The following is a 25,599-nucleotide window of genomic DNA, read 5'->3' as shown; positions in this document are numbered from 1 at the left end:
GCGGCCGACCGGCTCAACGGGTCGCCAGATTCAGTTCTGCGCCGGGTTTCCAGTTGGCATCGCCGGCCTTCGTGCGCACCGCGCCGAGGAACAAGCGCTCGCTGGGCAGCTTCTGGGCCAGCAGGTAGTCGCGCACCGCGGCGCCCCGCTCCACGGCCAGTTGGCGAATGGCTTCTTCGTCGACCGGAACGGTGGGCAGCAGCAGATCTTCCATCTCCTTGGTCGGCAGATCCTTGGCCAGCCCGATCATGTTGCGCGGCTTCTTGACTTCGGATCGCTTGTAGACCGCGGCCAGGAATTCGGGGTACTCGGCATCGGTCAACGGTGCGACCTCGGCGGCATCCTTGTTGTTGCGCACCGCAGCGCGGCGTTTCTCGGCCAGCGCCATCTGGCGCAGGCGCTGCCGCTGATAGGCCTCGCGCTCCTGGTCGAGGCTCGCGGTTCCGACCACCGTCATCTGCAGGGCGGGACGGTCGGTGAGGGCCTTGGCAACCTTGTCGAGGCTTTCCCTGGCTGCCGGCGACAGTTCGGCACTGCCGGGGGCGAAGGCGATCATGCTCGAGTCGCCGCCCCCACCGCCGCCGAGGCCTCCCGTCAACAAGCTGAACGGCGCCGTCACGGCCTTGACGATCAGATTCACGATCGCCTTGAAGATCAGCGGCCCGATGCTGAACTGGGGGTCATTGAGCGAGCCGCTGATGGGAAGGTCGACGTCGATCACGCCGTTGCGGTCGGCCAGCAGCGCCACTGCGAGCCGCACGGGCAGGCTGGCCGGCGCGCCCTCGACCTGGTCACCGAACTGCAACTGGTTCAGCACCAGCTTGTTGGTGGCGCTGAGCTGCCCGTCGGGTGCGATCTTGTAGCTGACGTCCATGCTGAGCTTGCCGCGCTCGATGCCGTGGCCCGCATAGCGCACCGAGTACGGCGACAGCGGCGGCAGGTCGAGGTCCCGCATCTTGGCCGTGATGTCGAGTTCCAGCGGTTTCGCGAGCGGATTGAGCTTGCCGGTGATTTCGAGCGATGCGGTCTGCTGCGCCTTGCCCCGCAATTCGAGATCGGCCAGCGCGGGCTTGTCGCCCTGCGGCTTGGACGAAAACGCACTCAGCTTGCCGGTCAGTTCGGTGAGATCGGCCGAATAGTTGGGCTTGACGAACAGGTCGGTGAAGTCGATCCGCCCGTTGACCAGGTTCATCGGACCGAAATGGATGACCGGCGCGGGGCCGCTCGCGCTGTCGGTGACTGCGGCGGTGGCCACGGGCGGCGAAGCTGGTGGAGCGGGCTCGGGTGCGCCTCCCACCATCAATTCGGCCGGCACCGGCGCACCGCCGGTCTTGGGGGCGGCTCGCGCCACGGCCGTCGTGCGGGTGCCGCCGAGGCTGCGCCGCGTGGTGGCCTCGCCTGCCGCGGGGCTGGCGGCCGCGAGGGCCGGCTGGCCCGGCTTCTTGGTCAAGTCCTGCAGATTGAGACGGCCGGTGGGATCGACGATGACGCGCGCGAAGAAGTCGGTCAATGTGGTTTCGCGCACGTCCACGTTCAATGGGGCGCTCGGCACCATGCTCACCTGCAGGCCGCGCAGATTCAGCGTCTTCCAGCTCAGCAACTGGTTGTTGCGCGTGGCACCGGGCGACTGGGTGAGCGTCGCGCTGTTGGCGCGGAAATCCTCCAGGGAAGTGTCACCCGCCAGCTTCAGGTTCATGCCTGCAGGCACCGCCGCGTACTTCACGGTCCCGCGGTAGCTCGCGAACGCACGGCGGACGTCGATGTTCAGCGCATCCGCGTAGTAGGCCTTGAAGACATGGGCCGGAATGGAGACCGCTTCGAGGCGGCCTTCGGCCGAGATCGGCTTGAGCGCGACCGTGCCCTTGTAGTCGAAACGCCCCGCTTCCGCGCGGCCGGCGGCGATGCGTCCCGACAGCTGCAGCGGAGATGCGGCGCTGCTGTCGGGTGCGATCTTCTGCGCCTGGAGCTTCAGCGCGCTGATCTCGAAGGCCACCGGCGTGGCGCTGGCCTGGTCCGAATAGGAGAGCGCGCCGTTGTCGACCGCCACGGTGCCGATCGAGAGCGCCCAGGGCTTGGTGTTGGCGCCCGAGGCCGCTGCAGCTTCGGCCGCCTTGGCATTCTTCGGCACTGCCACCTTGGCATCGGCCGTGCCACTCTGGCTGCCGCCGGGTGGCGCCTTCAGCCAGCGTTCGAACATCCAGCGCTTCTGGTTGTCCCGCTCGACGCGGACCTTGGGATTGGTGGCCGTGAAGGATGCGATGGCCAGCGTGTGCCGGGTCATGTCGACTTCGGCATCGACAAGTTCGAATCGCCCGACGCTCGCCAGTGCGGTCTTGGCCTGCGTCAACGCCAGTCCGTCGGCCGTGACGCGGCGCGCCTTGAACTTGAGCTCGGGCTGGGCCCATGCGATGTCGATCTGTCCGCTGAGCTTGCCGTCGAGGGTCGGCTCGAGGCTTTGAGCGAGATACGGCGCGGCAAGCGACAACGGCAACGCATCGACCTCTGTCTGGACGTTGGCCACCTTGTCGGTCGCCTCGCCGCTGAACTTGACCGCCGCGCCGCCGACGGAGGTCGAACCGCTGAATGGCGCGGGCTTGGTCATCGGCCAGGTCACCGCGCTGGCTTCGACATCGAGTTGCTTGACATCGATGGCCGCGGCCGGCTGGGTGGTTTGATCGCGCCAGCCGATTTCGCCGCGGCTCAAGACCACCTTGTCGACCTGCACGTGCAGGCCCGGCTGTGGAATCGTCTTGGGTGCCGCTGCGCTGGCCGGCGTCGCGGGCATGGCCACCTTCTGCGTCGCGCCCGTGGCCGGATCGGTGGCGAGCAGGTTCATTTGCCCCTGCGCATCGCGCGCCACCACCAGGTGCGGCGCAGCCAGCGCCACCTCACCCAGGTGAACGACGCCGTCCAGGGGCCGCACGTCGGCCAGCGTGATCTTGAGCGACTCGAAGTCGAGCAGATCGCGCTTCCTGGAATCCGCCAGCTTGATGCCGTGCGCCTCGACCATGCCGGTGATCCGCAGGCCGCCTGTTGCGGCGCGCTCGAAATCGATCTTGAGATCTGCGTCCAGCGTGCCGGCCTGCAGCGCCACCGGCAGACTGCCCGGGATGTAACCGAGGTAGGGCACCAGGTCGAGGCCCTTGAAGTTCAGCTGGGCATCGGTCTTGCGGTTGTCGGCGAAAGGTGTCGTGAGCGCGGCCGAGTCGAACTTGCTGCCGTTGAGAACGAAGGCGAGCTTGGGCTCGGTCTTGATATCGCGTTTCGATGGCAGGTTGCTGAGGAACGGCACATTGAGAACGAAATCGCGCAATTCATGCTTGCGCTTGACGGTCTGGTCGTCGAAATCGACCGACCCGCCGGCAATGGTGATGTTGTAGATCGCGAAGCGCGCGGGTTCGCTGCTCTTGGGCGCATCCGGCGTCGAGGAGAGCTTGGCCAGGATGTCGTCGATGTCGTATTTGCCGTCCGCCAGGTGCGTCAGCAGGATGGCTGGCGACTGGACCGTGACCGCATCGATGACAGGCGCCAACCGCAGGATCGATTGCAACTCGGCGTCGACGTAGATGCGCGAGATCGCGACTTGCGGCCCGCTCGCATCGGCCTTGGCGATACGCAGGTCGTTCAGGGTCAGCTCGAGCGTCCAGGGTTTGAAATCGATCTTGCCGACCGTGACCTGGCGGCCCAGCTTCTCGCTGGCGATCTTCTGGATCTGGCTCTTGGCAATCGGCGGCACCGCCAGCCACGCGAGGACCCAGAAGGCCAGCAGTATCAGCAGCGCGAAGACCCCGCGGCGCACCCATTTGTTCTTTGTCAGCGAAGCAACGTTCATCAACGCCGAGTGTGCCCCAAACTCTGCCGGCTTCCCACAAACAAGAAAGCCCGGAGTCTCGACGCGAAGTCCAGTCTCCGGGCTCGATGGCGGGTGAAACGCCCATGCCATCTTTTCGCTCGACCGGAAGTTCAATCGTTCCGGCCATGCTGGCAGCAAGAGATTGCCACCATGGGGCCTCGGCCGCTGAACCCTTGGATTTCTCCTCGGGCTGCCGGACCTTGGTTAACGCCTGAAGCTCAGGCCTTTTGAGGGTAGGCGGACACGGACCGAATTGCAAATGACGTTTTCAATGAAACCTCGATGGTCGATTCACGCGGAGATTACTCACATTTTCTTACCCATAAATAGAATAAAAAGTCTATTTGTTATTCTTGACCGGGTATTTGGCCACTTCTAGAATGCCCCTTGCCCCAGCTGCCGACGCAGCCGGGCCTCACCGAATCCGCTGCCGAATTCCACCGGCTTGATCAGGCGGCCGCGCCAAATCTCCTCCTTCTTTCCGCGCGGGGCCTGATTCGTACCAATCCAAGCGCCGCCGCCTCTGAGCATCGCCCGTCGGGCCTTGTGACTGGGTGCCGCACAGAAAGGAAGAGCGATGAAACAGGCGTTTGCAGCCATGGCCCGCGGGCTCCGGACCTTTGCGTCCGATGTGGCTGACGGCTTTTTTGAAATCACCCACAACGGGTTTGCCCTGGTCGGCCTGGCGATCGTGTTCGCTGCCCTGGCGCTCGTCGCGCGGCCCGACCTGCGTCAATCGAGTGAGGATCAATTGATGGGCTGGCTCCAGTCTCGCAAGCCGGCACCCGAGGCGAGCGCCCTCGAACTCGAACCCACCGCCATCGAACGGACCACGGCAGCCAGCCCGCTGGACCTGCCACGGCAGCAAGCAGCAGTCGCCTATTGGCTGAGCAAGAAATACCGGGTGGCCGTGGAACCGCTGAGCGTGCTGGTGGCCGAGGCGTTCGATCTCGGCAAGCGCACGAAGCTCGATCCGACGGTGATCCTCGCCATCATGGCAGTCGAATCCAGCTTCAATCCGTTCGCACAGAGCCAGGTCGGGGCCCAGGGCCTGATGCAGGTCATGACCCGCGTGCACGGCGACAAGTACGAAAGTGCCGGCGGCACGCTCACCGCCTTCGATCCCGTCACCAACATGCGCGTCGGTGTCAAGGTGCTGCAGGAATGCATCGCGCGCGCCGGCTCTCTCGAGGGGGGTCTCAAGTATTACGTCGGCGCCGCCAACCTCACGGACGACGGCGGCTATGCGGGCAAAGTGCTCGCCGAGCAGGAGCGCCTGCGCCAGGTCGTCAACGGCCGCGCGCCTTCGACGGTGCCGACACCGCCGGCCATGCGCACGCAGCCGCTCCCGGTGGTGGCACCCGCCAAGCCGGAGACGAACAACACCCAGAACGTGGCGCTGCTGTCGAATCTGTAGGCCTTTTCGGGACGGCGGCCACTGTCGTCAGCTACACTCGGCCGGCACGCGACTGGCGATAGGCGCAACCCTCTTCAGGTGCATTGCGCTGACGTGGACTACCACTGGGAAGCGTGCCGCCCGCGATCCCGAGCAGGCGTTCCGCCGTTCGCCTGGGCAGCCCTTGTTTGGTTGAAGAACAAGGACCATCGTCTCAAAGGACTGCCATGTACAACCGCAACATCCTGGTCGAACAGACCGACCCCGAAATCTGGGCTGCCATCCAGGCCGAAAACGCCAGGCAGGAACACCACATCGAGCTGATTGCGAGCGAAAACTACGCATCGCCGGCGGTGATGGCTGCACAAGGCTCCCAGCTCACCAACAAATACGCCGAGGGCTATCCGGGCAAGCGCTACTACGGCGGCTGCGAGCACGTCGACGTGGCCGAACAGCTGGCCATCGACCGCGTCAAGCAGCTGTTCGGTGCCGAGGCCGCCAACGTCCAGGCGCATTGCGGCGCCTCGGCCAACGAGGCCGTGATGCTGGCCTTCCTGAAGCCCGGCGACACCATCATGGGCATGAGCCTGGCCGAAGGCGGTCACCTGACGCACGGCATGCCGCTCAACATGAGCGGCAAATGGTTCAACGTCGTGAGCTATGGCCTCGACGCCAAGGAAGAGATCGACTACGACGCGATGGAGCGCAAGGCCCGTGACGCCATGCCCAAGCTCATCATCGCGGGCGCCTCGGCCTATTCGCTGCGCATCGATTTCGAACGCTTCGCCAAGGTGGCCCGGGACGTCGGCGCGATCTTCATGGTCGACATCGCGCACTACGCGGGCCTGGTCGCAGCGGGCGAATATCCCAATCCGGTGCCGCATGCGGACGTGGTGACCTCGACCACCCACAAGAGCCTGCGCGGTCCGCGCGGGGGCATCATTCTGATGAAGTCGCAACACGAGAAGGCGATCAACAGCGCCATCTTCCCCGGCCTGCAAGGCGGCCCTCTGATGCACGTGATCGCGGCCAAGGCTGTGGCCTTCAAGGAAGCGCTCTCGCCGGAATTCAAGGCCTACCAGCAGCAAGTGGTCAAGAACGCCCGGATCGTCGCCGAGACGCTCACCGAACGCGGCCTGCGCATCGTGAGTGGCCGCACCGAGAGCCACGTCATGCTGGTCGACCTGCGCGCCAAGGGCATCACCGGCAAGGAGGCCGAAGCCGTGCTGGGCAGCGCCCACATGACGATCAACAAGAACGCGATCCCGAACGATCCTGAGAAGCCGATGGTCACCAGCGGCGTGCGCATCGGCACTCCGGCGATGACGACCCGCGGCTTCAAGGACGAAGAGGCGCGCGCCACCGCGAACCTGATCGCCGATGTGCTGGAGAACCCGCGCGATGCAGCCAACATCGCCGCCGTGCGCGACAAGGTCCACGCATTGACGAGCCGCTTCCCCGTCTACTTCTGATTTGGCGACGGCCGCATGAAATGTCCTTTTTGCGGTCACCTCGAAACGCAGGTCGTCGAGACCCGCGTCTCGGAAGATGGCGACTTCGTGCGGCGCCGGCGGCAGTGCGGTGCCTGCGACAAGCGCTTCACCACCTATGAGCGGCCCGACGTGAACTTCCCCGTCGTGGTCAAGAAGGACGGCAGCCGTGCCGATTTCGACACGGGCAAGGTGCGCGCATCGATGATGCTGGCGCTGCGCAAGCGACCGGTGACCATCGAGCAGATCGACATCGCGCTGCTGCGGATCGAACAGAAGCTGCTGGCGAGCGGCCTGCGCGAAATCGAGTCCACCAAGGTCGGCGAACTGGTCATGCGCGAACTCAAGCGCATGGACAAGGTGGCCTACGTGCGCTTCGCATCCGTGTATCGCAGCTTCGAGGACGTGGACGAGTTCCGGCAGCTGCTCAGGGATATCTGATCAGCGCCAGCAATCGTCGGCCGTCACGCCAGGCCTTGCATCGACGATGGTCCGGCGCCCGGCGCTGTCGATTTGCAAGGTGCCGCAGCGGTCGCCCTTCATCGCGCCGGCGGGAATGGCCGCAAGGGTGAACGAACCGGGCTGCAAAGTGCCTGTCACGAAGTCGATCGTGTAAGTCTGCGCGCCTTGCCTGGGGACGACCATCAGGGCATCAGGCAGCACCATGTCGGCTCCCGTGCCGACGGCCCTCTTGAAACTATCGTTCTGACTGTAGAAGCGCTGCATGTATTGCACGGCTTCCATCAACTGCGCCCGAGCTTCCGCACGCCTCGATTTGCGTACGGACTCGAGGTAGCTCGGCAATGCGATCGATGCGAGGATGGCCACGATGGCGACCACGATCATGACTTCGATCAGGGTGAAACCGAGCACGCGGCACCGGGACGCGAAAGACGTTTTCATCGTGCGGCCTCGTCTTCAATACGACGGCGGCGTGATGATCTGTCGCCATTGCCGCCCGGTGGGCGATTTGAGCAATTGGGTCTTCTGCTCCTCGATCTTGCGACCGGCCGTGTTCGAGCCGTCGCCGCCAGACCCGGCGCTGCTCGAGCCGCTGCGGCCAGATCCTGCGTTGCTCGAGCCATTGCCCTCGGAGCGAACCGTACCCGCGCCTTCGAGGCCGATCAGCGAGCCTGAATAGTGGAGGATCGTTCGCTTGCCGGTGCTGGAGAAAAGCGTCACGGCGGCTGTCGCGTCGTCCGCGCCGTCGATCTTGCCGTCGCCGCTGGTGTCGAAGGTCGGTCCAGGGAGGCCCGGAGCCCCGCTGAACGGATCCACGACGAAGGTGTAGGACGCGAAAGATGCCGGCGCGCATCCGTTCCCCATAGCACCCGGGACCATGGTGTCGATGATCAGGCGGCCGCCATCGACTTGCGGCGCATAGATCGACCGCAGTCCCGCGGCGATCGTCAAATGGACTTGCCAACCGCGTTTCTGCGCATTGGCGCCGGAGCCATAGTCGACCGGGTTATTGCTGATCGCGAAGTAGCGCCCCGTCGCGCCGCCGACCGCCAGGTTGGAGAGGGTCTGAGTCACCAGACTCGCGTTGTCAATGATTCTGTCGCCGCTGTTGCTCGAAGGCATTCCGATGGCGACCTTGTCCCATACGCCGTAGATGCTGCGCTCGGCCAGAATGTTCTGGTCACCCGCATCCTGCAGTTTGCCAGTACCCACGAAAAGCATGGCCCCGCCCAGCGGATGGCGCGTGAAGGCCGGCGCAGCGGTGATCGGCTCGGGCTGGCCCTGGCGGTTCGCCGCCTGGAAGAGCGGCAGCCCGCCGAACGCCACCCGCCACTCGGAAGGCGTGGGAGATGACAGGTCGAACTTCCACAGGTTGCCCGCCAGATCGCCGGCATAGGCGGCGACGACGCGCTGCGTGCCGTCGCGAATGAGGGTCACGCCGCCCAGCCCGTTGGGCGCCGCGAGCGAGCCGACGCCCGTGTCCAGGACCGCCAGGCGCGATCCGGTGATGGCATCGATCAGGTACAGCTGCGCGCGGCCGCTCGCGCTTTCATAGCCATTGCCGGTCACGACGGCCCAGCGGCCATCCTTCAGGATGCCGGTGGCCGGCGCTTGCAACACGTAGCCGAGTTCGGAAAAAGACGGGTTCGTGGCATCGATCTCCCACAGAATGTCGCTGCCGCCGGGTGTGGATTGGGCGCGCGTCAACGGCACCGGGTCGCCTTTCGCGGGAGAGGCCGCAACCGGCACGTTGATCGCGAACAGGTTCTTGGCGCCGGCTCCCCCTTCGCCGAGAACGAGGTTGCGCCACTTGGAGGCCGAACCATCGTAGACGTCGGTCTCGGTCAGCGGCCCATCGACGAAAAAGCGATGCGCGTAGGCAGGATCGGCCAGCTGCTTGACGGTGCCGAGCACGGCACGCGGCATGAACGCGAAGGATTCGATGCCATCGGTTGCATCGAACGCATGGAGCATGCCGTCGTTGGCGCCGACGAACAGTTGGGCCTCGCGGAACTTCTTGGCGTTGATAAAGCGCTGATAGCTGGACTGCCCCGGCGTCGAAGTGGCAAGGAAGTCGTACTGGCCGTCGAAGAGATCCTTCACCAGGGCCGGCGAGGAATTCACGATGTCCCCGATCGCGCCCGTGCGCTTTCTGAACGTGGTGCCCTCCCCCGTGCGATCTCCGCGCAGGTAGGGAATCAGCGCCGACGCATTGCTCGCATCGAGCTGCGAGGTCATGCCAGCCGCATCGAGCGCGGAGAGCGTGAAGGGCACGCCCTTGGTCGCCGTGTTCGTGAAGGTGAAGATATTGCGGGCGGACGCTGCGGGAAGCTGCTGCGACGCCAGCCAGACGTTGCTGCCATCGGTGAGTTTCACTGCCTGGACGTCGCCGTTCCAGTCGGTCGCACGGTAGCTCGGAACGTATTCAAGCGTCGAGCTGGAATAGCTTCGACTCGATACGGCCACGCCGGCCTCGCTGCTGTCACGGGTCTGGATGTCCTGGATGATCGAAGTCAGCGCCGCGGTGTAGTCGGTGATGCTGGACGCGCTCCTGGCAATCCCCCGGCTGTTGATGGCGGCGTGCCAGAGATCGTCCACCTTCGAACTGTCGTCGCCGACGGTGCCCCAGCTCGCGGTCCCGGCCTGGAGGGCCGGCAAGTCCTCGGGATTGCGCAGCTTGCCGTTCACACCGAAGGCAATGGTGTAGTTGACCATGTGCTGCCAGAAAGCCGGGTCGCTTCCGGTCACCGGCATGTCGTTCGGCAGGTCAGGGCGCAGATCGTGATTCCAGTAATACATCGCCACGTCGGCAAGCGAAGACTCGCCGGGACCCGCGTAAGGCGGCGCCGGATGGTATTGGTAGCTCGTCTTGCCGTCGGCACTCGTGATCAGCGGGCCCACCGTGTTGTCCGCATCGGCGTTGGCGCCGGCAGTCTGGGCGGCGGTGCTGTTCCACAAGCCGTCGGTCATCAACACGTGGTAGGCGCGCCGGCAACTCAGATGGTTCGCGGGGCTTTCTCCGACGGATGGATCGCTCGCCCAGGGCGACTGGGCATCGGTTCGCGAAAAGTACTGCCCGACGTCGTCCATCGCACGGCGAAGCGGCGTGCCGTTCGGTTGCGTGCCCGCGCTCTGGAGCTGCGCATAGAAGTTGTCCTTGGGCGTGCCGATGAACGGGCGCACTCCCATGCGAACGGCGTTGTTGTTGACGCCATCGACAAGCGTGGGGACTTCATTGATCGTTCCGTAGCCGACACGGTAGCTCGGAGGCACCAGGGCGAATGCTTCGGACGTCCCGCCGATGGCCACCCGCAGGCGCGAACGCGCATAGACGAACCAGTTCGTGAAGTTCTGAATTTCCTCGGCGTAGGTGCACAACGTCGGGGACACGCAATCCACACGATTCGGGTTCTTGGGAAAGGTTTGTGGCCACCCCGGAAGGTTGGTGATCAAGTTCTGGCGGTAGTCGCTGAGCAGGTCGCCGCTTGCGCCGGCCTTGAGGGTGTAGTACTGCGCGATGGGAGCGGAACGCTCGCTGTCGACACAGTTCGCCAGGTCGGAGCACCATCGCGCAGTCATCAGCTTCGGAAGCCCGGTGAGGTCGACCGTCGTGGCGGGCGCCCGAGGGTCCACGGGTGCGGCATTGGCGGGATAAGTGGGAAAGCGCGTGCCGTCGGACTTGAGCCATGGCCGGTACGTCACGGCCGGGTTGTAGTAGAGCGGGTTCCTGGTCGACCGGGCTTGCCGCGCCAGCAGGCTGCTGCCGTCATAGGTGATGACCGCGTTCTTGAAAATGCCGAAGCCCCATGGAACGACGCCTGCGTACACGACGCCGTCCGGCGTGGTGCACATCGAATCCGGAAAGCATTCGAAGTCCATCGATCCGGAATCGTCCAGCGTGAACATCAGATTCGGTGGCACCGTGACGTTCGTCGTCACCAAGGGCAGTTGCGAGATCGCAGCCTCCGCACGGACTGTCACCAGGACGGCCGCCACGGTCCATGCGATGCGTTTTTTCTTCATGCACTCCTCCCTTCCTTTCGCTCTCACTTGTCGCCCGGCGTCACCAGGGACTGCAGCCAGACTTCACCCCCCGCGTCGGGCTTTCCGGCCGTCGTGTGGAAATCCGCGCTGAAGCCGACGGCCGTGATGAGAAAGGCCGGGCGTCTGGCCGACTCCCCTTGCAGCGAGGTGCTTTCGACCATGCATCTGGGCAACATCGGCAAGGCCCGTGCCGCGGCGTCGCTGGAATTGATTTGAGCTGCATCGACCTGTATCGCCTTGTTGGCCGACGGCTCCCAATTTGCCCGATCGGCCCAGAGCGAAGGCTTCGTGCCATCGAGCGGGTCGGGGTTGGGCGGCACGATCGTCGTGCCACTCTGCACGCCGCCGGACTTGAGCATCTGGTCTTCGCAATAGCGCAATGCGGCCTCGGCCGCCTGGAAGGCGACAGTGTTGGTTCTCAACGCCTTCGAGACCTGTTCTTCGGACGTGGCACGCTGGACCGCCAGCACGGCGACCAGCGAGATGATGATGAGCAGGACCAGGGACATGATCAGAACCACTCCGCGCTGCATGCGCGAGCCTCGGTCGGTCGTTGCGCGGGTCATGGCGCCGTCGCGGCAAAGCCGCCCCGGTTCCGCAGCGTGAACACGCTGCTGTAGGCACGCCGAATCAGGTGGTCCGAAGAAGGCGCGACCTTGCCGCGGCAATCCAGGTAGCTGCCCGCGGCGTCTGGGCTCGGATCGCCGCTGCGCAGCACGATGCACAGCTTGACCGACACGACGCGCGACCATCGCTGGTCGACCGAGCCCGGCAGGGCCTCGACGCTCGCCGCGTCGTCGACATATCGCTCGACCGCCTTGCTTTGCCCGTCGTCGGCGATGCCGAAGCCGACCGTCATGTCCTCCACGTACTGAAGGATGGCCTGGGACTGATAGGCAATCTTGCTGCCGTTCCCGCCGCAATACAGCTCGGGCGTTCCAGTCCTGGCGCCGATGCGCACCTGGTATCTCGATTCGATGAGCGTGTAGGGGACGCCGAGCGCTCCCGTCGCGTTCGCCCCGACGGCCTGGTTCAGGCAGTCCCTGGCAGGCGGAAGCAGGGCCTGAACGCTGGGAATGTCATCGGGGTCGGCGCCCTCGAAGCGGATGGCGAGGGCCGCGGCGCCGGTGCTTCCCGGCGCGCAGGCGAGCAGATCGAAATCCACCGTCGGATCGACGAAGCCGCGGTCGCACGCGCGCACGCCGGCGCCGGAGAAGTTGCGGTCCGGCGTCGGCACCGAAGCACCATTGACCGTCGCCGCGCCCGGTGCGGCGAAGACCCTCGGAATACTGAAACCAGCCATGCGCAACTGCAAACCGATAACCGAGAGCGCGACCGCCGCGTCCTCGTCCATCCGTGCCACCGACGTGGCCTGGCGGCTGCTGACTTGGGTCGAGATGTAGATCGCGAACAGCGCGCCGAGCACGACGAGCCCAAGGGCGATGCTGATCATCAATTCGAGCAGGGTTCGCCCGCCCTGGCGCTGAAGCCGCCGACGAGGCACAGGAGGCACAGGAGGCACAGGAGGCACAGTATTCACAACGTGATCCGGTAGTACATGCAGCGCGGCTTTACCGTGCCGGCCGCAAGGCCGGCGACGGCGACCGCGGGACAGTCGTTCGCGCCGGCCACGGAAAGGCTGGCCTTGGCGTCGTCGGCCGCGCCCACCGTCGCGTCGGGATCGCTCCACAGGATCCAGATGTCGGTCGCCAACGGGTTGACGGCATCGCGCTGCACGAACCCGTCGCCGCCGGGCAGACGCCGGCGCAATTCCTGCGCCCACTGTGCAAGGTCGATGGCCGCGAGATCGGCCGCGCTGCACGGCGAGGAGGCGCAGGCCGGAATCGTCACCGCGGCGGTCGAATAGGCGTCCGTCTTGATATAGCTCCCGGCCTCGAAGCCGTCGACATTGCCGCGCATGCGCTCACCCAACTCGGCCGCAAGCTGCACACCGATCGATTGGAACTGCGCCATCTTCACGTAGCGCAGTGAAGCCGCGGTCAGTCCGGCCAGGCCCAGGAGCCCGAACGACAGGACGAGCATCGCGATCAGCACTTCCAGCAGCGTCGAGCCGCCCTGTGCGGCGGACCGCACCGGGCGGCGGGGGGCGAATGCGGTCATGTCGAGCAGGAGGCGGTGTCGTTGACCAAGCGCGCGCGGCCGACGATGCCGAGGCAGATCAGGCGCATGAAAGTGGAACCGCCAGTGCCCGGACGGAACAGGAAATTGGAAGCGCCGGTTCGCATGAGCCCTGTCGGCAGAAACTGGAGGTCCACGTTCATGTTCTGCGTGATGGATCCGCTGCGCGCGAGCGTCCCCTGGGAACGCAGGAGCATGTCGCCGCCGTTCGCGTCGAACGCGCCGTCTGCGTTCAGGTCGGCGAACACGATCCATCCCGATGCCCAGTCCGAGCCTGCGCTGCACGACGGCATGGCCGCCGTATCGACGTCGGCGCTACGGCATACGCTGACCACCATCCCGCGTTTCATGGCTTCGGCGCGCGCGAAACTCAGCGTCGACATCAGCGCATTCACGCTGTTGGCGACGCCGTTGCGATCGATCAGACTGCGCATCGAAGGCACCGCCAGCGTCAACAAAATGGCGGAGATGGCGAACACCACCAGCATTTCGATCAGCGTGAAGCCCTGGCATCTCCCGATGCCTCGGCGCGCCCCGGCCAAAGCCGAGCAGAATGGTCGTTCCATGTCGCATGACCCGCATGCGGCAAAGCGCGTGCGGAGTTGTCTCCCTGATTTAATTCGGCGAATTCTATGGATAACGTCTCGCAGCGATCGGCAAATCGACCAACGGGCCAAATTGCCGGACTAACGGCAGATGGCGTTCAAATATCGCGAAATGTCGCAAATTGCAGACTCATACCGGCAATCCAATTCGTCATTCAATTCGCGTAGATATGAATAGAAATTTCCTGCCCATGGCGCGTGCATTGGCGCTTGCTCGACAAGCAGGCGCGGACACCGATCCGAATCCGCGCGTCGGTTGCGTGCTGGTCGACCCCAAGGGCGCGATCCTGGGCGAAGGCTGCACGCAGCCGGTGGGCGGTCCGCATGCCGAAGTCATGGCGCTGCGAGATGCCGCGAGCCGCGGCAGCGACGTAACGCAAGCCACGGCCTACGTGACTCTGGAGCCTTGTTCCCACCACGGCCGGACCGGCCCTTGCTGCGACGCGCTGATCCGCGCCGGCATTCGCAAGGTCGTCGCGTCGATGCCCGATCCGAATCCTCTCGTCGCTGGCCAGGGCTTCGAGCGCCTGCGTGCCGCAGGCGTCGAGGTCGAACTGGACGCGGGCACAGAGGAAGCCCGCGAACTCAATCTCGGCTTCTTCAGCCGCATGGTCCGCAAGACACCCTGGGTGCGGCTCAAGGTCGCGGCTTCGCTGGACGGCAAGACCGGGCTTCACAACGGTGTGAGCCAATGGATCACCTCCGACACGGCGCGCGCCGACGGCCACGCATGGCGCGCGCGCGCCAGCGCGGTGCTGACGGGCGTCGGCACGGTGATCGAGGACGACCCGCGCCTCGATGTCCGCCTGGTCGAGACGCCGCGGCAGCCGCACCTCGTGGTCGTCGACAGCCGGCTGCAAACGCCGCCCGAGGCGCGCATCTTCATGGCGGGCCGCGCGGTCTGGATCTACGCCGCCGTGCGAGACGATGCCAGGGCAGCGGCCCTGGAAGCGCGCGGCGCGACCCTGCGCTACCTGCCCGATGCGCGGGGCAAGGTGGACCTCGCCGCCATGCTGAAAGAACTGGCGGCCCGCGAAGTCAACGAGTTGCACGTCGAGGCAGGCCACAAGCTCAACGGATCGCTGCTGCGCGAAGGGCTGGTCGACGAATTGCTGGTCTATCTGGCACCGAAGCTGATCGGCAGCGGCCTCGACATGGCCAGCGACCCCTATGCGGCGGGCCCGCTGACCGCACTCTCGGCGGCCATGCCGCTCGATTTCAGGTCGGTCGACAGGCTCGGCCCCGACCTGCGCATCGTCGCCCGCGTGGCCGGCCGCGACCTGTTTTAGGGTTGGCCCCGACCCCCTGCCGCTTCTCTGCGAAAATGCGGCGATGTTCACCGGAATCATCACCGGCGTGGGGCGCATCGCCGCCGTCCACGACCTCGGCAGCTCTTCGTCCCACGGCAAGCGGCTCAGCATCGCGACGCCTGTCGGCTACCTCGACGATGTCGGCCTCGGCGACAGCATTGCGCTCAACGGCGCCTGCATGACCGTCACCACGCTCGATCCCGCGCAGCAGCTGTTCACCATCGACATCTCGGCCGAATCGCTGGCCAAGACCGCCGGCCTGGCCGAAGAGGCGACACGCGTCAACCTCGAAAAGGCGCTGCGCGCCAGCGACCGGCTCGGCGGCCACATCGTGTCCGGCCATGTGGACGGCATCGGCACCGTCAGCCATTTCGCCCCGGTGGGCGAGAGCTGGGAATTGCGCGTGCTGGCGCCGCCCGAGCTCGCCCGCTTCCTGGCGTACAAGGGCTCCATCACCATCAATGGCGTGAGCCTCACCGTCAATACCGTGAACGACCGCGCCGACGGCAGCGAGATCAGCATCAACCTGATCCCGCACACGGTCGACCACACGGCGCTCGGCAGCCTCACGGCCGGCAGCCGCGTCAACCTCGAGATCGACACCGTCGCCCGCTACGTGGAGCGCATGCTCCAGGCCGGCGCCCTTCCCTCCGCACAGAAAGACAGCAGCCCATGAACGCATCCGTCACGCCGATCGCGGCCTCCCGCAGCGGCCCGGCGCCCGCGCCGATCTCCCCGGTCGAAGAGATCGTGGCCGAGATGCGCGCCGGCCGCATGGTGATCCTGGTCGACGAGGAAGACCGCGAGAACGAAGGCGACATCGTCATCGCCGCGGACCACGTGACGCCCGAAGCGATCAACTTCATGGCCCGCCATGCGCGCGGCCTGATCTGCCTGACGCTCTCGCGCGAGATGTGCGAACGGCTGCAGCTGCCGCCGATGGTGGCGCGCAACGGCGCCAAGCACGCCACCGCGTTCACCGTCTCGATCGAAGCCGCCGAGGGCGTGACCACCGGCATCTCGGCGGCCGACCGCGCCCGCACCGTGCAGGCCGCGGTCGCGCGCGACGCCGTCGCGGCCGATCTGGTCCAGCCCGGCCACATCTTTCCGTTGCAGGCGGTCGACGGCGGCGTGCTGATGCGCGCGGGCCATACCGAGGCCGGCTGCGACCTCGCCTCGATGGCCGGCTGCTCGCCCGCTGCGGTGATCTGCGAGGTGATGAACGAGGACGGCACCATGGCCCGGCTGCCCGACCTGCAGGTGTTCGCGGCCGAGCATGGCCTCAAGGTCGGCACCATCGCCGCGCTCATCGAGCACCGCAGCCGCAACGAATCGCTGATCGAGAAGGTCGGCTGCCGCGAGATCCACACGGCCTGGGGCAACTTCACCGCCCATGCCTTCCGCGACAAGCCGAGCAAGGGCGTGCACCTGGCGCTGGTGCGCGGCCAATGGGATGTGGGCGACACGGTGGACGTGCGGGTGCACGAACCGCTCTCCGTGCTCGACGTGCTCGAAGTCAACCGCTCGCTGCACTCGTGGAGCCTCGATGCCAGCCTGGCCCACATCGCAGCCCAGGGCAAGGGCGTCGCCGTGCTGCTCAACTGCGGCGAAACGGGTGCCGAACTGCTGTCGCAATTCGACGGCACCGCACGCCCCGCCCAGGCGCCGGAGCGCGGCCGCATGGACCTGCGCAGCTACGGCATCGGCGCGCAGATCCTGCGCGAATGCGGCGTCCACACCATGAACCTGCTCGGCACGCCGCGCCGCATGCCCAGCATGGCGGCCGGCTACGGCATGGAGATCGCCGGCTATATCACCAAGGAAGAAAAATGAAGACGCGACTCGCAAGGCGGATCCGCTGATGCAACACGCGAACAAGGGCACCGGTGCGCCGCTCGACGGCAAGGGCCTGCGCATCGGCATCGTGCAGGCGCGCTTCAATGAAGACATCACCGATGCGCTGGCGAAGGCCTGCCGCAGCGAACTCGCCGCGCTGGGCGTGGCCGATGACGACATCGACCACTTCAGCGTGCCCGGCGCACTCGAAGTGCCGGTCACCTTGCAGGCGCTGGCCCGGCGCGGGCACTATCACGCGCTGATCGCGCTGGGTTGCATCATCCGCGGAGAAACCTATCACTTCGAACTGGTGGCCAACGAATCGGGCGCCAGCGTGAGCCGCGTCGCGCTCGACCATCGCATCCCGATCGCCAACGCGATCCTCACCACCGAGAACCTCGAACAGGCGATCGCCCGGCAGACCGACAAGGGCCGCGACGCGGCACGCGTCGCTGTCGAGATGGCGCAACTGCTCGCCACCTTTTCATGACCGAATCCACCAAGGCCGAGAACAACGGCAAGCCGCGCCAGTCGCGCACCGGCCTCACCAGCACCGGCGCGCGCAAGGCCTCCGCCAAGTCGAACCGCAGCCGCGCGCGCGAGTTCGCGCTGCAGGCGCTCTACCAGCACCTGGTCGGACGCAACGACGCCGCGGCGATCGACGAGTTCACGCGCGACCTCGCAGGCTTCCACAAGGCCGATGCGGCGCACTATGACGCGCTGCTGCACGGATCGATCGAAGGCGCTGATCAGCTCGACGCGCTCATCGTGCCGCTGCTGGACCGCAAGCTCGAGGAGATCTCGCCGATCGAGCACGCGGTGATGTGGATCGGCGTCTACGAATTCCAGCACTGCCTCGACGTGCCGTGGCGCGTGGTGCTCAACGAGTGCATCGAACTCGCGAAGGAATTCGGCGGCACCGACGGCCACAAGTACGTGAATGCGGTGCTCAACGGGCTCGCGCCGCAGCTGCGGCCGGCCGAGGTCGAAGCCGACCGCGCCAGCGGAAAGGCCCGGCCGTGAGGATTTCGAAGCGTGCCGAGCGCATCGAGCCTTTCTATGTGATGGAGGTCGCCAAGGCCGCCGCCACGCTGGCACGCGAGGTGGCGCACACCGAGCGGCCGATGATCTTCCTCAACATCGGCGAGCCCGATTTCACCGCGCCGCCGCTGGTGCAGGAAGCCGCCGCGCGGGCCGTGCGCGCCGGCGCGACGCAGTACACACAGGCCACGGGACTCGACCGCCTGCGAGAGCGCATCAGCGGCTGGTATGCCGAGCGCTTCGGCGTCGACGTGCCGGCGCGTCGCATCGTCATCACGGCCGGCGCATCGGCCGCGCTGCAGCTGGCCTGCCTCGCGCTGATCGAGGCCGGCGACGAAGTGCTGCTGCCCGATCCGAGCTATCCCTGCAACCGCCATTTCGTCACCGCGGCCGACGGCCGCGCCGTGCTCATCCCGACCACCGCGGCCGAACGCTTCCAGCTCAGCGCCGCGAAAGTCGAAGCCGCCTGGACCCCGCACACGCGCGGCGTGCTGCTGGCCTCGCCGTCCAACCCGACCGGCACCTCGATCGCGCCCGACGAACTGCGCCGCATCCACGACGTCGTCACGCGGCGCGGCGGCATCACGCTGATCGACGAGATCTACCTCGGCCTGTCGTACGACGCCACCTATGGCCAGACCGCGCTCGCCATCGACGACCAGGTCATCAGCATCAACAGCTTCAGCAAGTACTTCAACATGACCGGCTGGCGCCTCGGCTGGCTGGTGGTGCCCGACGTTCTCGTGCCGGCGATCGAGCGGCTGGCGCAGAACCTCTTCATCTGCGCCAGCACCGTCTCGCAGCATGCGGCACTGGCCTGCTTCGAGGCCGACAGCATCACCGAATACGAACGCCGCCGCGCCGAGTTCAAGGCCCGGCGCGACTGGTTCATTCCGCAGCTCGATGCGCTGGGCCTCAATGTGCCGGTGGTGCCCGACGGCGCCTTCTATGCCTGGGCCGATTGCTCGGCCTTCGGCGAGAGGCTCGGCATTTCCGGCAGCTGGGATTTCGCCTTCGAGGCCATGAAGCAGGCGCATGTCGCCATCACGCCCGGCCGCGACTTCGGCACCGACCAGACCGGCCGCTTCGTTCGCTTCTCGACTGCCAGCTCGATGGCACACCTCGAGGAATCGGTCGCGCGGCTGCGCGCATGGGCCAGTGCGGCCATCGCCGCATGAGCGCAGCGCCGGGCCGCCCCAGGCAAGCTCGCTCCCGCTTGGCGGGAAGGCGCGAAGCGTCAAGGGTGCAGCGATGACTTTTGTCTTTCCCATCCGCGTCTACTGGGAAGACACCGATGCCGGCGGCATCGTGTTCTATGCCAACTACCTGAAATTCATGGAGCGCGCGCGCACCGAATGGCTTCGTTCGCTCGGCATCGCCCAGGGCCGGCTGCGCGAGGAAAGCGGTGGCATCTTCGTGGTCAGCGAGACGCAGCTCAAGTACCATCGCCCGGCGCGGCTCGACGACGAACTGCTGGTTACAGCCGATCTGCGCGAGATCGGCTCCGCGTCCCTGATAATCGGTCAACGCGTGCTATCAAAATCAGAGCAAGACCGGACCGAAGGCGTTTCGCCCGAGCCCTTGCTGCTGTGCGAGGGCACGATCCGGATCGGCTGGGTCGATGCCGCCACGCTCCGACCTTCGCGTATGCCGCGGCAAGTTTCGGGAACCCTCGAGCGCTATGCGGGCTCCATGTCTCAACCTCATCAGCCATGAATCAAGAACTGTCGATCCTCAATCTCCTGGTCCATGCCAGTCTTCCGGTGCAGTTTGTGGTGGCGCTGCTGCTCATCGTGTCGGTTGCCAGCTGGGCTGCCATCTTCCGCAAGTTCTTCTCGCTCAAGCGCACGCGCGCGCTCAACGACGACTTCGAGCGCGAGTTCTGGTCCGGCACCAGCCTGAACGAACTCTTCGCGTCCGCCGCGCAGAACGCCAAGTTCGCCGGCCCGATGGAGCGCATCTTCGCTTCCGGCATGCGCGAATACCAGAAGCTGCGCGAACGCCACGTCAGCGATGCCGGCACCCTGCTCGACGGCGCGCGCCGCGCGATGCGGGCAAGCTTCCAGCGCGAACTCGACGCGATCGAGCAGAACCTCTCCTTCCTGGCCACCGTCGGCTCGGTCTCACCCTATGTGGGCCTGTTCGGCACCGTGTGGGGGATCATGCATGCCTTCACCGGCCTGGCGGCGCTCGCGCAGGTCACGCTCTCGACCGTGGCGCCCGGCATCGCCGAGGCCCTGGTCGCGACCGCCATCGGCCTGTTCGCGGCCATTCCGGCCGTGGTGGCCTACAACCGCTTCGCACGCGAGATCGACAAGATCGCGATCGCGCTCGAGACCTTCATCGAAGAGTTCTCGAACATCCTGCAGCGCAACCTGACGGCGCACGTCAATCCGGCCTCGGTCACGCCGGCCACCGGGCGCTGAGGCGGAGTACCGCACCATGCCCGCCATGTCCTCCCGCGGCCGAGGCCGCCGCACGATCAACGAGATCAACATGGTCCCGTTCATCGACGTGATGCTGGTGCTGCTGATCATCTTCATGGTCACGGCGCCGCTGATCACGCCGAGCGTGATCAACCTGCCCACGGTCGACCGCGCCAACAAGCAGCCCGACAAGCCGATCGAGATCGTCATCAAGAGCGACGACGAAGTGCAGATCAAGAAGGATCCGTCGATGGGCAGCGGCGGCAGCTCGATCCCGATGACGCAGATCGGCGCTGCCGCCAAGGCCGCGCAGGGCGGCGATGACCAGCGCCCGGTGGTCATCAGCGCCGACAAGACGGTCAAGTACGACACGGTGGTCAAGGCGATGAACTCGCTCAAGAAGAGCGGCATCGAGCGCGTCGGCCTGTCGGTCACGACCACGGGCGCCAAGTAAGGCATGTCGCTCGCCGCCGACCGCCCCGAGTTCGCGCCGCCGCCGCAGCGCGGCACGCCGCGCGCCGTGGTGCTTGCGCTGATCGCGCACGCGCTGCTGATCGCGGCGCTGACCTGGGGCGTGAACTGGAAGCGCGAGGCAGAGGACGAGGCGGTCGAGGCCGAGCTGTGGTCTTCGACCGTGCAGCAGGCCGCGCCACGGCTGTCGGCGCCACCGACGCCCGTGCCGCCCACGCCGGCCCCGAGGCCCGCGCCACCGCCGCCTCCACCGCCCCCACCTCCACCGCAGGCCGTGAAGCCGCCCGAGCCCACGCCGGCGCCGCGCGCGCCCGACATCGCCCTCGAACGCGAGAAGAAGCAAAAGGAACAGAAAGAGCAGAAGGAGCGCGAGCTCGAGCAGCAGGCGCAACAGCAGAAGAAGCTCGACGCCGCCAAGAAGGCCGCGCAGGACAAGAAGGACGCCGAAGCCAGGCAGCGCGCCGAGGACGAGGCCGAGCGCAAGAAGGAAGAGCAGCAGAAGCAGGCCGAGCTGAAGAAGCAGCAGGACGCCGCGGCCAAGCAGGCCGAAGCGGCGAAGAAGAAAGAGGCCGACGCCAAGCAGGCGGCACAACTCGCGGCGGACCGCGCAGCCACGCTCAAGCGCATGCAGGGTCTCGCGGGCGCGAGCGGCGACGACAACTCGAAGGGAACGGCGCTGAAGTCCTCGGGCCCGTCGGGCAGCTATGGCGGCCGGGTCGCGGCGGCCGTGCGGCCCAACGTGGTGTTCCCCGATGCCGATCTGGTGAGCGGCAATCCGGGCGCGGAGTTCGATGTGCGCCTGGCGCCCGATGGCACCATCGTCGGCACGCCCACGCTGACCAAGTCCAGTGGCCTGCCCACCTGGGACGAAGCCGCGCTGCGTGCCCTGGAGAAGACGGAGAAGCTGCCGCGCGACATCGACGGCACCGTGCCGCCACGGCTGATCGTCACGCTGCGACCCAAACGCTGAAGAAGCGCTTCAGCCGCTACTCGTAGACCACCGCCGCACGCCCCGCATCGGCCTGCGCCATCCAGCTCGCCAGCGCCGCATCGGTCGGAAAGAACTTCGCGCGCTCGCCCAGCTGCAGTTCGACCTGCGCGCCGCCACGCGCCATCGACAGCCGCACGCCGAGCCCTTGCAGCAGCTCGCCATGCTCGCTCTGCTCGCTGCGCGGCGGAAACTCCTTCACCAGCCGCGCGATGTCCGGCGCCTTGCCGTTGACCGCGACACGCAGGAACTTGCCGAAGCGGCAGCGCGCCGTCGCCAGGTCCCACACCTGCTGAACCTGGAAGCGCGCCTCGAAGCCGCCGCGGCCGGGCTGCAGCCGGCCGCTCACGATCACCAGTTCGTCGTCCTTCAGCACGTTGCGGTTGGCGTTGAAGAGCGCCTCGTCGGCCGTCGCATCGATCGCGCCCGACTTGTCGTCGAGCTTGAAGATCGCGAGCCGGCCGCGCTGGCCGTTGATGACACGGAAGTCGCTCACGATGCCCGCGATGACCTGCTGCTCGCGGCTGTCCATGAGCTCGTCGATCTCGCGCTTGCAGAAGCGCCGCACCTCGTGCGCGACCTCGTCGAACAGGTGCCCCGACAGGTAGAAGCCGATCGCCGTCTTCTCGTAGGTCAGGCGTTCCTTCACGCCCCAGGGCGTGGCATCGATCAGGTCGGGCTCGGCCGTCGCGCTGCCGTGCTCGCTGTCGCCGAAGATGTCGACCTGTGCCGCATTGGCTTCGGTCGCGCTGGCGAACTCGAAAGCGCGGTCGAGCGAGGCGACCAGCGCGGCGCGGTTCTGCTGCAGCGAATCGAAGGCGCCGGCCTTGATCAGCGCCTCGACCGTTCGCTTGTTGATGCGCTGGCGGTCCACGCGCACGCAGAAATCGAACAGGCTCTGGAACGGACCGCCCTCTTCCCGCGCCTTGACGATCGCCTCGACCGCGAGCTGGCCCGTGCCCTTGACCGCGCCGAGGCCGTAGCGGATCACCTTGTCGGTGACCGGCTCGAAGCGATGGTGGCCGCGATTGACATCCGGCGGCTCGAAGGTCATGCCGAAATTCTTCTGCGCGTCCTCGAACAACACCTTTAGCTTGTCGGTGTCGTCCATTTCCACCGTCATGTTGGCGCAGTAGAACTCGGCCGTGTAGTGGACCTTGAGCCAGCCCGTGTGATAGGCCAGGAGCGAATAAGCGGCCGCGTGCGACTTGTTGAAGCCGTAGCCCGCGAACTTCTCCATCAGGTCGAAGATCTCGTCGGCCTTGGGCTGGTCGATGTGGTTCTTGGCCGCACCGGCGCGGAAGATCTCGCGGTGCTCGGCCATCTCCTCGGCCTTCTTCTTGCCCATCGCGCGGCGCAGCAGGTCGGCGCCGCCGAGCGAGTAGCCGCCCAGGATCTGCGCCGTCTGCATCACCTGTTCCTGGTAGACCATGATGCCGTAGGTTTCCGACAGCATCTCCTCCACCAGCGGATGCGGATACTCGACCGGCTCGCGCCCGTGCTTGCGCGCGACGAAGCTCGGGATCAGGTCCATCGGGCCCGGGCGGTACAGCGCGTTGAGCGCGATCAGGTCTTCCAGCCGCGTCGGCCGCGCATCCTTGAGCATGCCCTGCATGCCGCGCGATTCGAACTGGAACACCGCCTCGGTCTTGCCTTCGGCGAACAGCTTGTAGGTGGGCGAATCGTCCAGCCGGATGTTCTCGTAGGCGAAGTTCTCCTGGCCCTTGTGGCGCGCGACGATGAAGTCCTTCGCGATCTCGAGGATGGTCAGCGTCGCCAGGCCCAGAAAGTCGAACTTGACGAGCCCGACCGCCTCGACATCGTCCTTGTCGTACTGGCTCACGGCCGAGTCGCTGCCGGGCTGCTGGTAGAGCGGACAGAAGTCGGTGAGCTTGCCCGGCGCGATCAGCACGCCGCCCGCATGCATGCCGATGTTGCGCGTCATGCCTTCGAGCTTCTGCGCCAGCTCGACCAGCATGCGCACTTCCTCTTCCTTCTCGATGCGGGCCGCGAGTTGCGGCTCCATCTCGATCGCGTAGTTGTTCTTGTCGCCTTCGGGCTTGGGCGACGGCGGATACTGGATCGTGACCGGCTGGCCGGGCTTGTTCGGAATGAGCTTGCTGATGCCGTCACAGAACATGTAGCTCATGTCGAGCACGCGGCCGACGTCGCGGATCGCGGCGCGCGCGGCCATGGTGCCGAAGGTCGCGATCTGGCTCACGGCGTCGCGGCCGTACTTGTCCTTGACGTAGTCGATCACGCGGTCGCGGTTGCCCTGGCAGAAGTCGATGTCGAAGTCGGGCATCGAGACGCGCTCGGGATTCAGGAAGCGTTCGAACAGCAGCTTGTATTCGAGCGGATCGAGATCGGTGATCTTGAGCGCATAGGCCACCAGCGAGCCCGCACCCGAGCCGCGGCCCGGGCCGACCGGGCAGCGGTTCTTCTTGGCCCAGTTGATGAAGTCGCCGACGATCAGGAAGTAGCCCGGGAAGCCCATCTTGAGGATGGTGTTGATCTCGAACTCGAGCCGTTCGACGTAGCGAGGCCGCTCGGCATCGCGCTTGGCGGCATCGGGATAGAGATGCGCGAGCCGCTCTTCCAGCCCCTCGAACGAAGCGACGCGGAAGTAGGCCTCGATCGGCATGCCGTCGGGCGTCGGAAAGTTCGGCAGCTGCGGCTTGCCGAGCGTCAGCGTGAGGTTGCAGCGGCGCGCGATCTCGACCGTGTTGGCGAGCGCGCTCGGCACGTCGGCGAAGAGCTGCGTCATCTCGGCCGACGACTTGAAGTACTGCTCGCGCGTGAACTTGCGCACGCGGCGCGGGTTGCCGAGGATCTCGCCTTCGGAGATGCAGACGCGCGCCTCGTGCGCCTCGTAGTCCTCGGCGGTGGCGAACTGCACCGGGTGCGTGGCGACCACCGGCAGGCCGAGCCGCGCGGCCAGCTGCACGGCCGCGACCACATGCGGCTCGTCCTCGGGGCGGCCGGCGCGCTGCAGCTCGATGTAGAAGCGATGCGGGAACAGACCCGCGAGTTGCAGCGCGATCTCCGCCGCGCGTTCGGCCTGGCCTTGCAGCAATGCCGCGCCCAGCGGTCCGGCCTGCGCGCCCGACAGGGCGATCAGCCCCCCCTGCAGTTCTTCGAGCCAGGCCAGCTTGACCACCGCCTGGGCTTGACCCCGGCCGACGTTCTGCGTCCAGGCCCGTGCGAGCAGTTCCGACAGGTGCAGATAGCCCTCGTTGTTCTGCACCAGCAGCACGATGCGCGTCAACGACGCGATGTCGCTGCCCAGCCCTTCGAGGAAGACCTCGACACCCAGCACGGGCTTCACGCCCTTGCCGCGCGCCTCCTTGTAGAACTTGACCGCGCCGAAGAGGTTGTTGAGGTCGGTGATGGCCAGTGCAGGCTGGCCGTCGGCCGCGGCGGCCTTGACGACTTCGTCGATGCGGTTGGTGCCGTCGACGACGGAGAACTCGGTGTGCAGGCGCAGGTGAACGAACATGGGTCCATTGTAGAAAGCCGCGGCCCGGCGGCGACCTAG

Annotated in this window: 21 protein-coding genes and 1 riboswitch; of the genes, 13 read left to right on the top strand and 8 right to left on the bottom strand. The window is 66.3% G+C overall.

Features of this window, described 5'->3' with window-relative positions:
• Nucleotides 1–13 precede the first annotated feature (13 nt).
• Entirely contained in the window at nt 14–3,832 is a 3,819-nt protein-coding gene (locus E5P2_RS11270) for a DUF748 domain-containing protein (RefSeq protein ID WP_162567164.1), read from the bottom strand.
• A 598-nt stretch (nt 3,833–4,430) separates the two neighbouring features.
• Here E5P2_RS11270 and E5P2_RS11265 point away from each other — a divergent pair.
• The 3 genes from E5P2_RS11265 (at nt 4,431) to nrdR (ending at nt 7,180) form a co-directional block, all read left to right on the top strand.
• The gene (locus E5P2_RS11265; protein ID WP_162567163.1) at nt 4,431–5,270 is read left to right on the top strand and encodes a lytic transglycosylase domain-containing protein; all 840 of its coding nucleotides are present in this window, start codon (nt 4,431–4,433) and stop codon (nt 5,268–5,270) included.
• Between the two features lie 38 nt (nt 5,271–5,308).
• A riboswitch (ZMP/ZTP riboswitch) is annotated at nt 5,309–5,435 on the top strand.
• 41 nt (nt 5,436–5,476) lie between these two features.
• A complete protein-coding gene (glyA, locus tag E5P2_RS11260) occupies nt 5,477–6,721 on the top strand; it encodes a serine hydroxymethyltransferase (RefSeq protein ID WP_162567162.1) in 1,245 nt (414 codons plus the stop codon).
• 15 nt (nt 6,722–6,736) lie between these two features.
• Nucleotides 6,737–7,180, top strand: a complete 444-nt coding sequence (gene nrdR, locus E5P2_RS11255; RefSeq protein WP_162567161.1) for a transcriptional regulator NrdR — start codon at nt 6,737–6,739, stop codon at nt 7,178–7,180.
• Here nrdR and E5P2_RS11250 read toward each other — a convergent pair whose 3' ends face one another.
• The 6 genes from E5P2_RS11250 to E5P2_RS11225 form a co-directional block, all read right to left on the bottom strand.
• Entirely contained in the window at nt 7,181–7,642 is a 462-nt protein-coding gene (locus E5P2_RS11250) for a type IV pilin protein (RefSeq protein ID WP_162567160.1), read from the bottom strand.
• A 15-nt stretch (nt 7,643–7,657) separates the two neighbouring features.
• Nucleotides 7,658–11,224 (bottom strand): pilus assembly protein, encoded by a 3,567-nt coding sequence (locus tag E5P2_RS11245; RefSeq protein WP_162567159.1) that lies wholly within the window; start codon nt 11,222–11,224, stop codon nt 7,658–7,660.
• Nucleotides 11,225–11,247: 23 nt separating this feature from the next.
• The gene (locus E5P2_RS11240) at nt 11,248–11,778 is read right to left on the bottom strand and encodes a pilus assembly PilX family protein (RefSeq protein WP_269475594.1); all 531 of its coding nucleotides are present in this window, start codon (nt 11,776–11,778) and stop codon (nt 11,248–11,250) included.
• 29 nt (nt 11,779–11,807) lie between these two features.
• Nucleotides 11,808–12,698: a PilW family protein gene (locus tag E5P2_RS11235; protein WP_162567157.1), complete on the bottom strand. Its 891-nt coding sequence runs from the start codon at nt 12,696–12,698 to the stop codon at nt 11,808–11,810.
• An 83-nt stretch (nt 12,699–12,781) separates the two neighbouring features.
• The gene (gene pilV / locus E5P2_RS11230) at nt 12,782–13,366 is read right to left on the bottom strand and encodes a type IV pilus modification protein PilV (RefSeq protein ID WP_162567156.1); all 585 of its coding nucleotides are present in this window, start codon (nt 13,364–13,366) and stop codon (nt 12,782–12,784) included.
• Nucleotides 13,363–13,950 carry a GspH/FimT family pseudopilin gene (locus E5P2_RS11225; protein ID WP_269475705.1) on the bottom strand — a complete coding sequence of 196 codons (588 nt, stop codon included), beginning with the start codon at nt 13,948–13,950 and terminating at the stop codon, nt 13,363–13,365. The genes pilV and E5P2_RS11225 overlap by 4 nt, the downstream gene beginning before the upstream one ends.
• 209 nt (nt 13,951–14,159) lie before the next feature.
• Here E5P2_RS11225 and ribD point away from each other — a divergent pair, with 209 nt between their 5' ends.
• From ribD to tolA, 10 genes are all read left to right on the top strand, one after another.
• Entirely contained in the window at nt 14,160–15,278 is a 1,119-nt protein-coding gene (ribD, locus tag E5P2_RS11220; RefSeq protein WP_162567155.1) for a bifunctional diaminohydroxyphosphoribosylaminopyrimidine deaminase/5-amino-6-(5-phosphoribosylamino)uracil reductase RibD, read from the top strand.
• Between the two features lie 43 nt (nt 15,279–15,321).
• Entirely contained in the window at nt 15,322–15,975 is a 654-nt protein-coding gene (locus tag E5P2_RS11215) for a riboflavin synthase (RefSeq protein WP_162567154.1), read from the top strand.
• A complete protein-coding gene (gene ribBA, locus E5P2_RS11210; RefSeq protein WP_162567153.1) occupies nt 15,972–17,132 on the top strand; it encodes a bifunctional 3,4-dihydroxy-2-butanone-4-phosphate synthase/GTP cyclohydrolase II in 1,161 nt (386 codons plus the stop codon). The genes E5P2_RS11215 and ribBA overlap by 4 nt, the downstream gene beginning before the upstream one ends.
• 28 nt (nt 17,133–17,160) lie before the next feature.
• Nucleotides 17,161–17,625: a 6,7-dimethyl-8-ribityllumazine synthase gene (gene ribH / locus E5P2_RS11205; protein WP_162567152.1), complete on the top strand. Its 465-nt coding sequence runs from the start codon at nt 17,161–17,163 to the stop codon at nt 17,623–17,625.
• Entirely contained in the window at nt 17,622–18,158 is a 537-nt protein-coding gene (gene nusB / locus E5P2_RS11200) for a transcription antitermination factor NusB (protein ID WP_162567151.1), read from the top strand. Before ribH ends, nusB begins: the two co-directional genes overlap by 4 nt.
• Nucleotides 18,155–19,354, top strand: a complete 1,200-nt coding sequence (locus tag E5P2_RS11195) for a pyridoxal phosphate-dependent aminotransferase (protein ID WP_162567150.1) — start codon at nt 18,155–18,157, stop codon at nt 19,352–19,354. The genes nusB and E5P2_RS11195 overlap by 4 nt, the downstream gene beginning before the upstream one ends.
• Before the next feature lie 73 nt (nt 19,355–19,427).
• Complete coding sequence (locus tag E5P2_RS11190) at nt 19,428–19,892, top strand: YbgC/FadM family acyl-CoA thioesterase (RefSeq protein WP_162567149.1); 465 nt, start codon at nt 19,428–19,430, stop codon at nt 19,890–19,892.
• The gene (gene tolQ / locus E5P2_RS11185; RefSeq protein ID WP_162567148.1) at nt 19,889–20,602 is read left to right on the top strand and encodes a protein TolQ; all 714 of its coding nucleotides are present in this window, start codon (nt 19,889–19,891) and stop codon (nt 20,600–20,602) included. Before E5P2_RS11190 ends, tolQ begins: the two co-directional genes overlap by 4 nt.
• Before the next feature lie 16 nt (nt 20,603–20,618).
• Nucleotides 20,619–21,056, top strand: a complete 438-nt coding sequence (locus tag E5P2_RS11180; protein ID WP_162567147.1) for a biopolymer transporter ExbD — start codon at nt 20,619–20,621, stop codon at nt 21,054–21,056.
• A gap of 3 nt (nt 21,057–21,059) precedes the next feature.
• Nucleotides 21,060–22,043 (top strand): cell envelope integrity protein TolA, encoded by a 984-nt coding sequence (tolA, locus tag E5P2_RS11175; RefSeq protein WP_162567146.1) that lies wholly within the window; start codon nt 21,060–21,062, stop codon nt 22,041–22,043.
• Between the two features lie 16 nt (nt 22,044–22,059).
• Here the strand turns inward: tolA and dnaE are convergent, their stop codons facing one another.
• Nucleotides 22,060–25,560: a DNA polymerase III subunit alpha gene (dnaE, locus tag E5P2_RS11170; RefSeq protein ID WP_162567145.1), complete on the bottom strand. Its 3,501-nt coding sequence runs from the start codon at nt 25,558–25,560 to the stop codon at nt 22,060–22,062.
• Between the last annotated feature and the right edge of the window lie 39 nt (nt 25,561–25,599).

Source organism: Variovorax sp. SRS16, from assembly GCF_901827165.1.
GTDB lineage: Bacteria > Pseudomonadota > Gammaproteobacteria > Burkholderiales > Burkholderiaceae_C > Variovorax.
The sequence above is the reverse complement of the archived record's forward strand: the minus strand, read 5'-3'. Positions and strand labels throughout refer to the sequence as shown.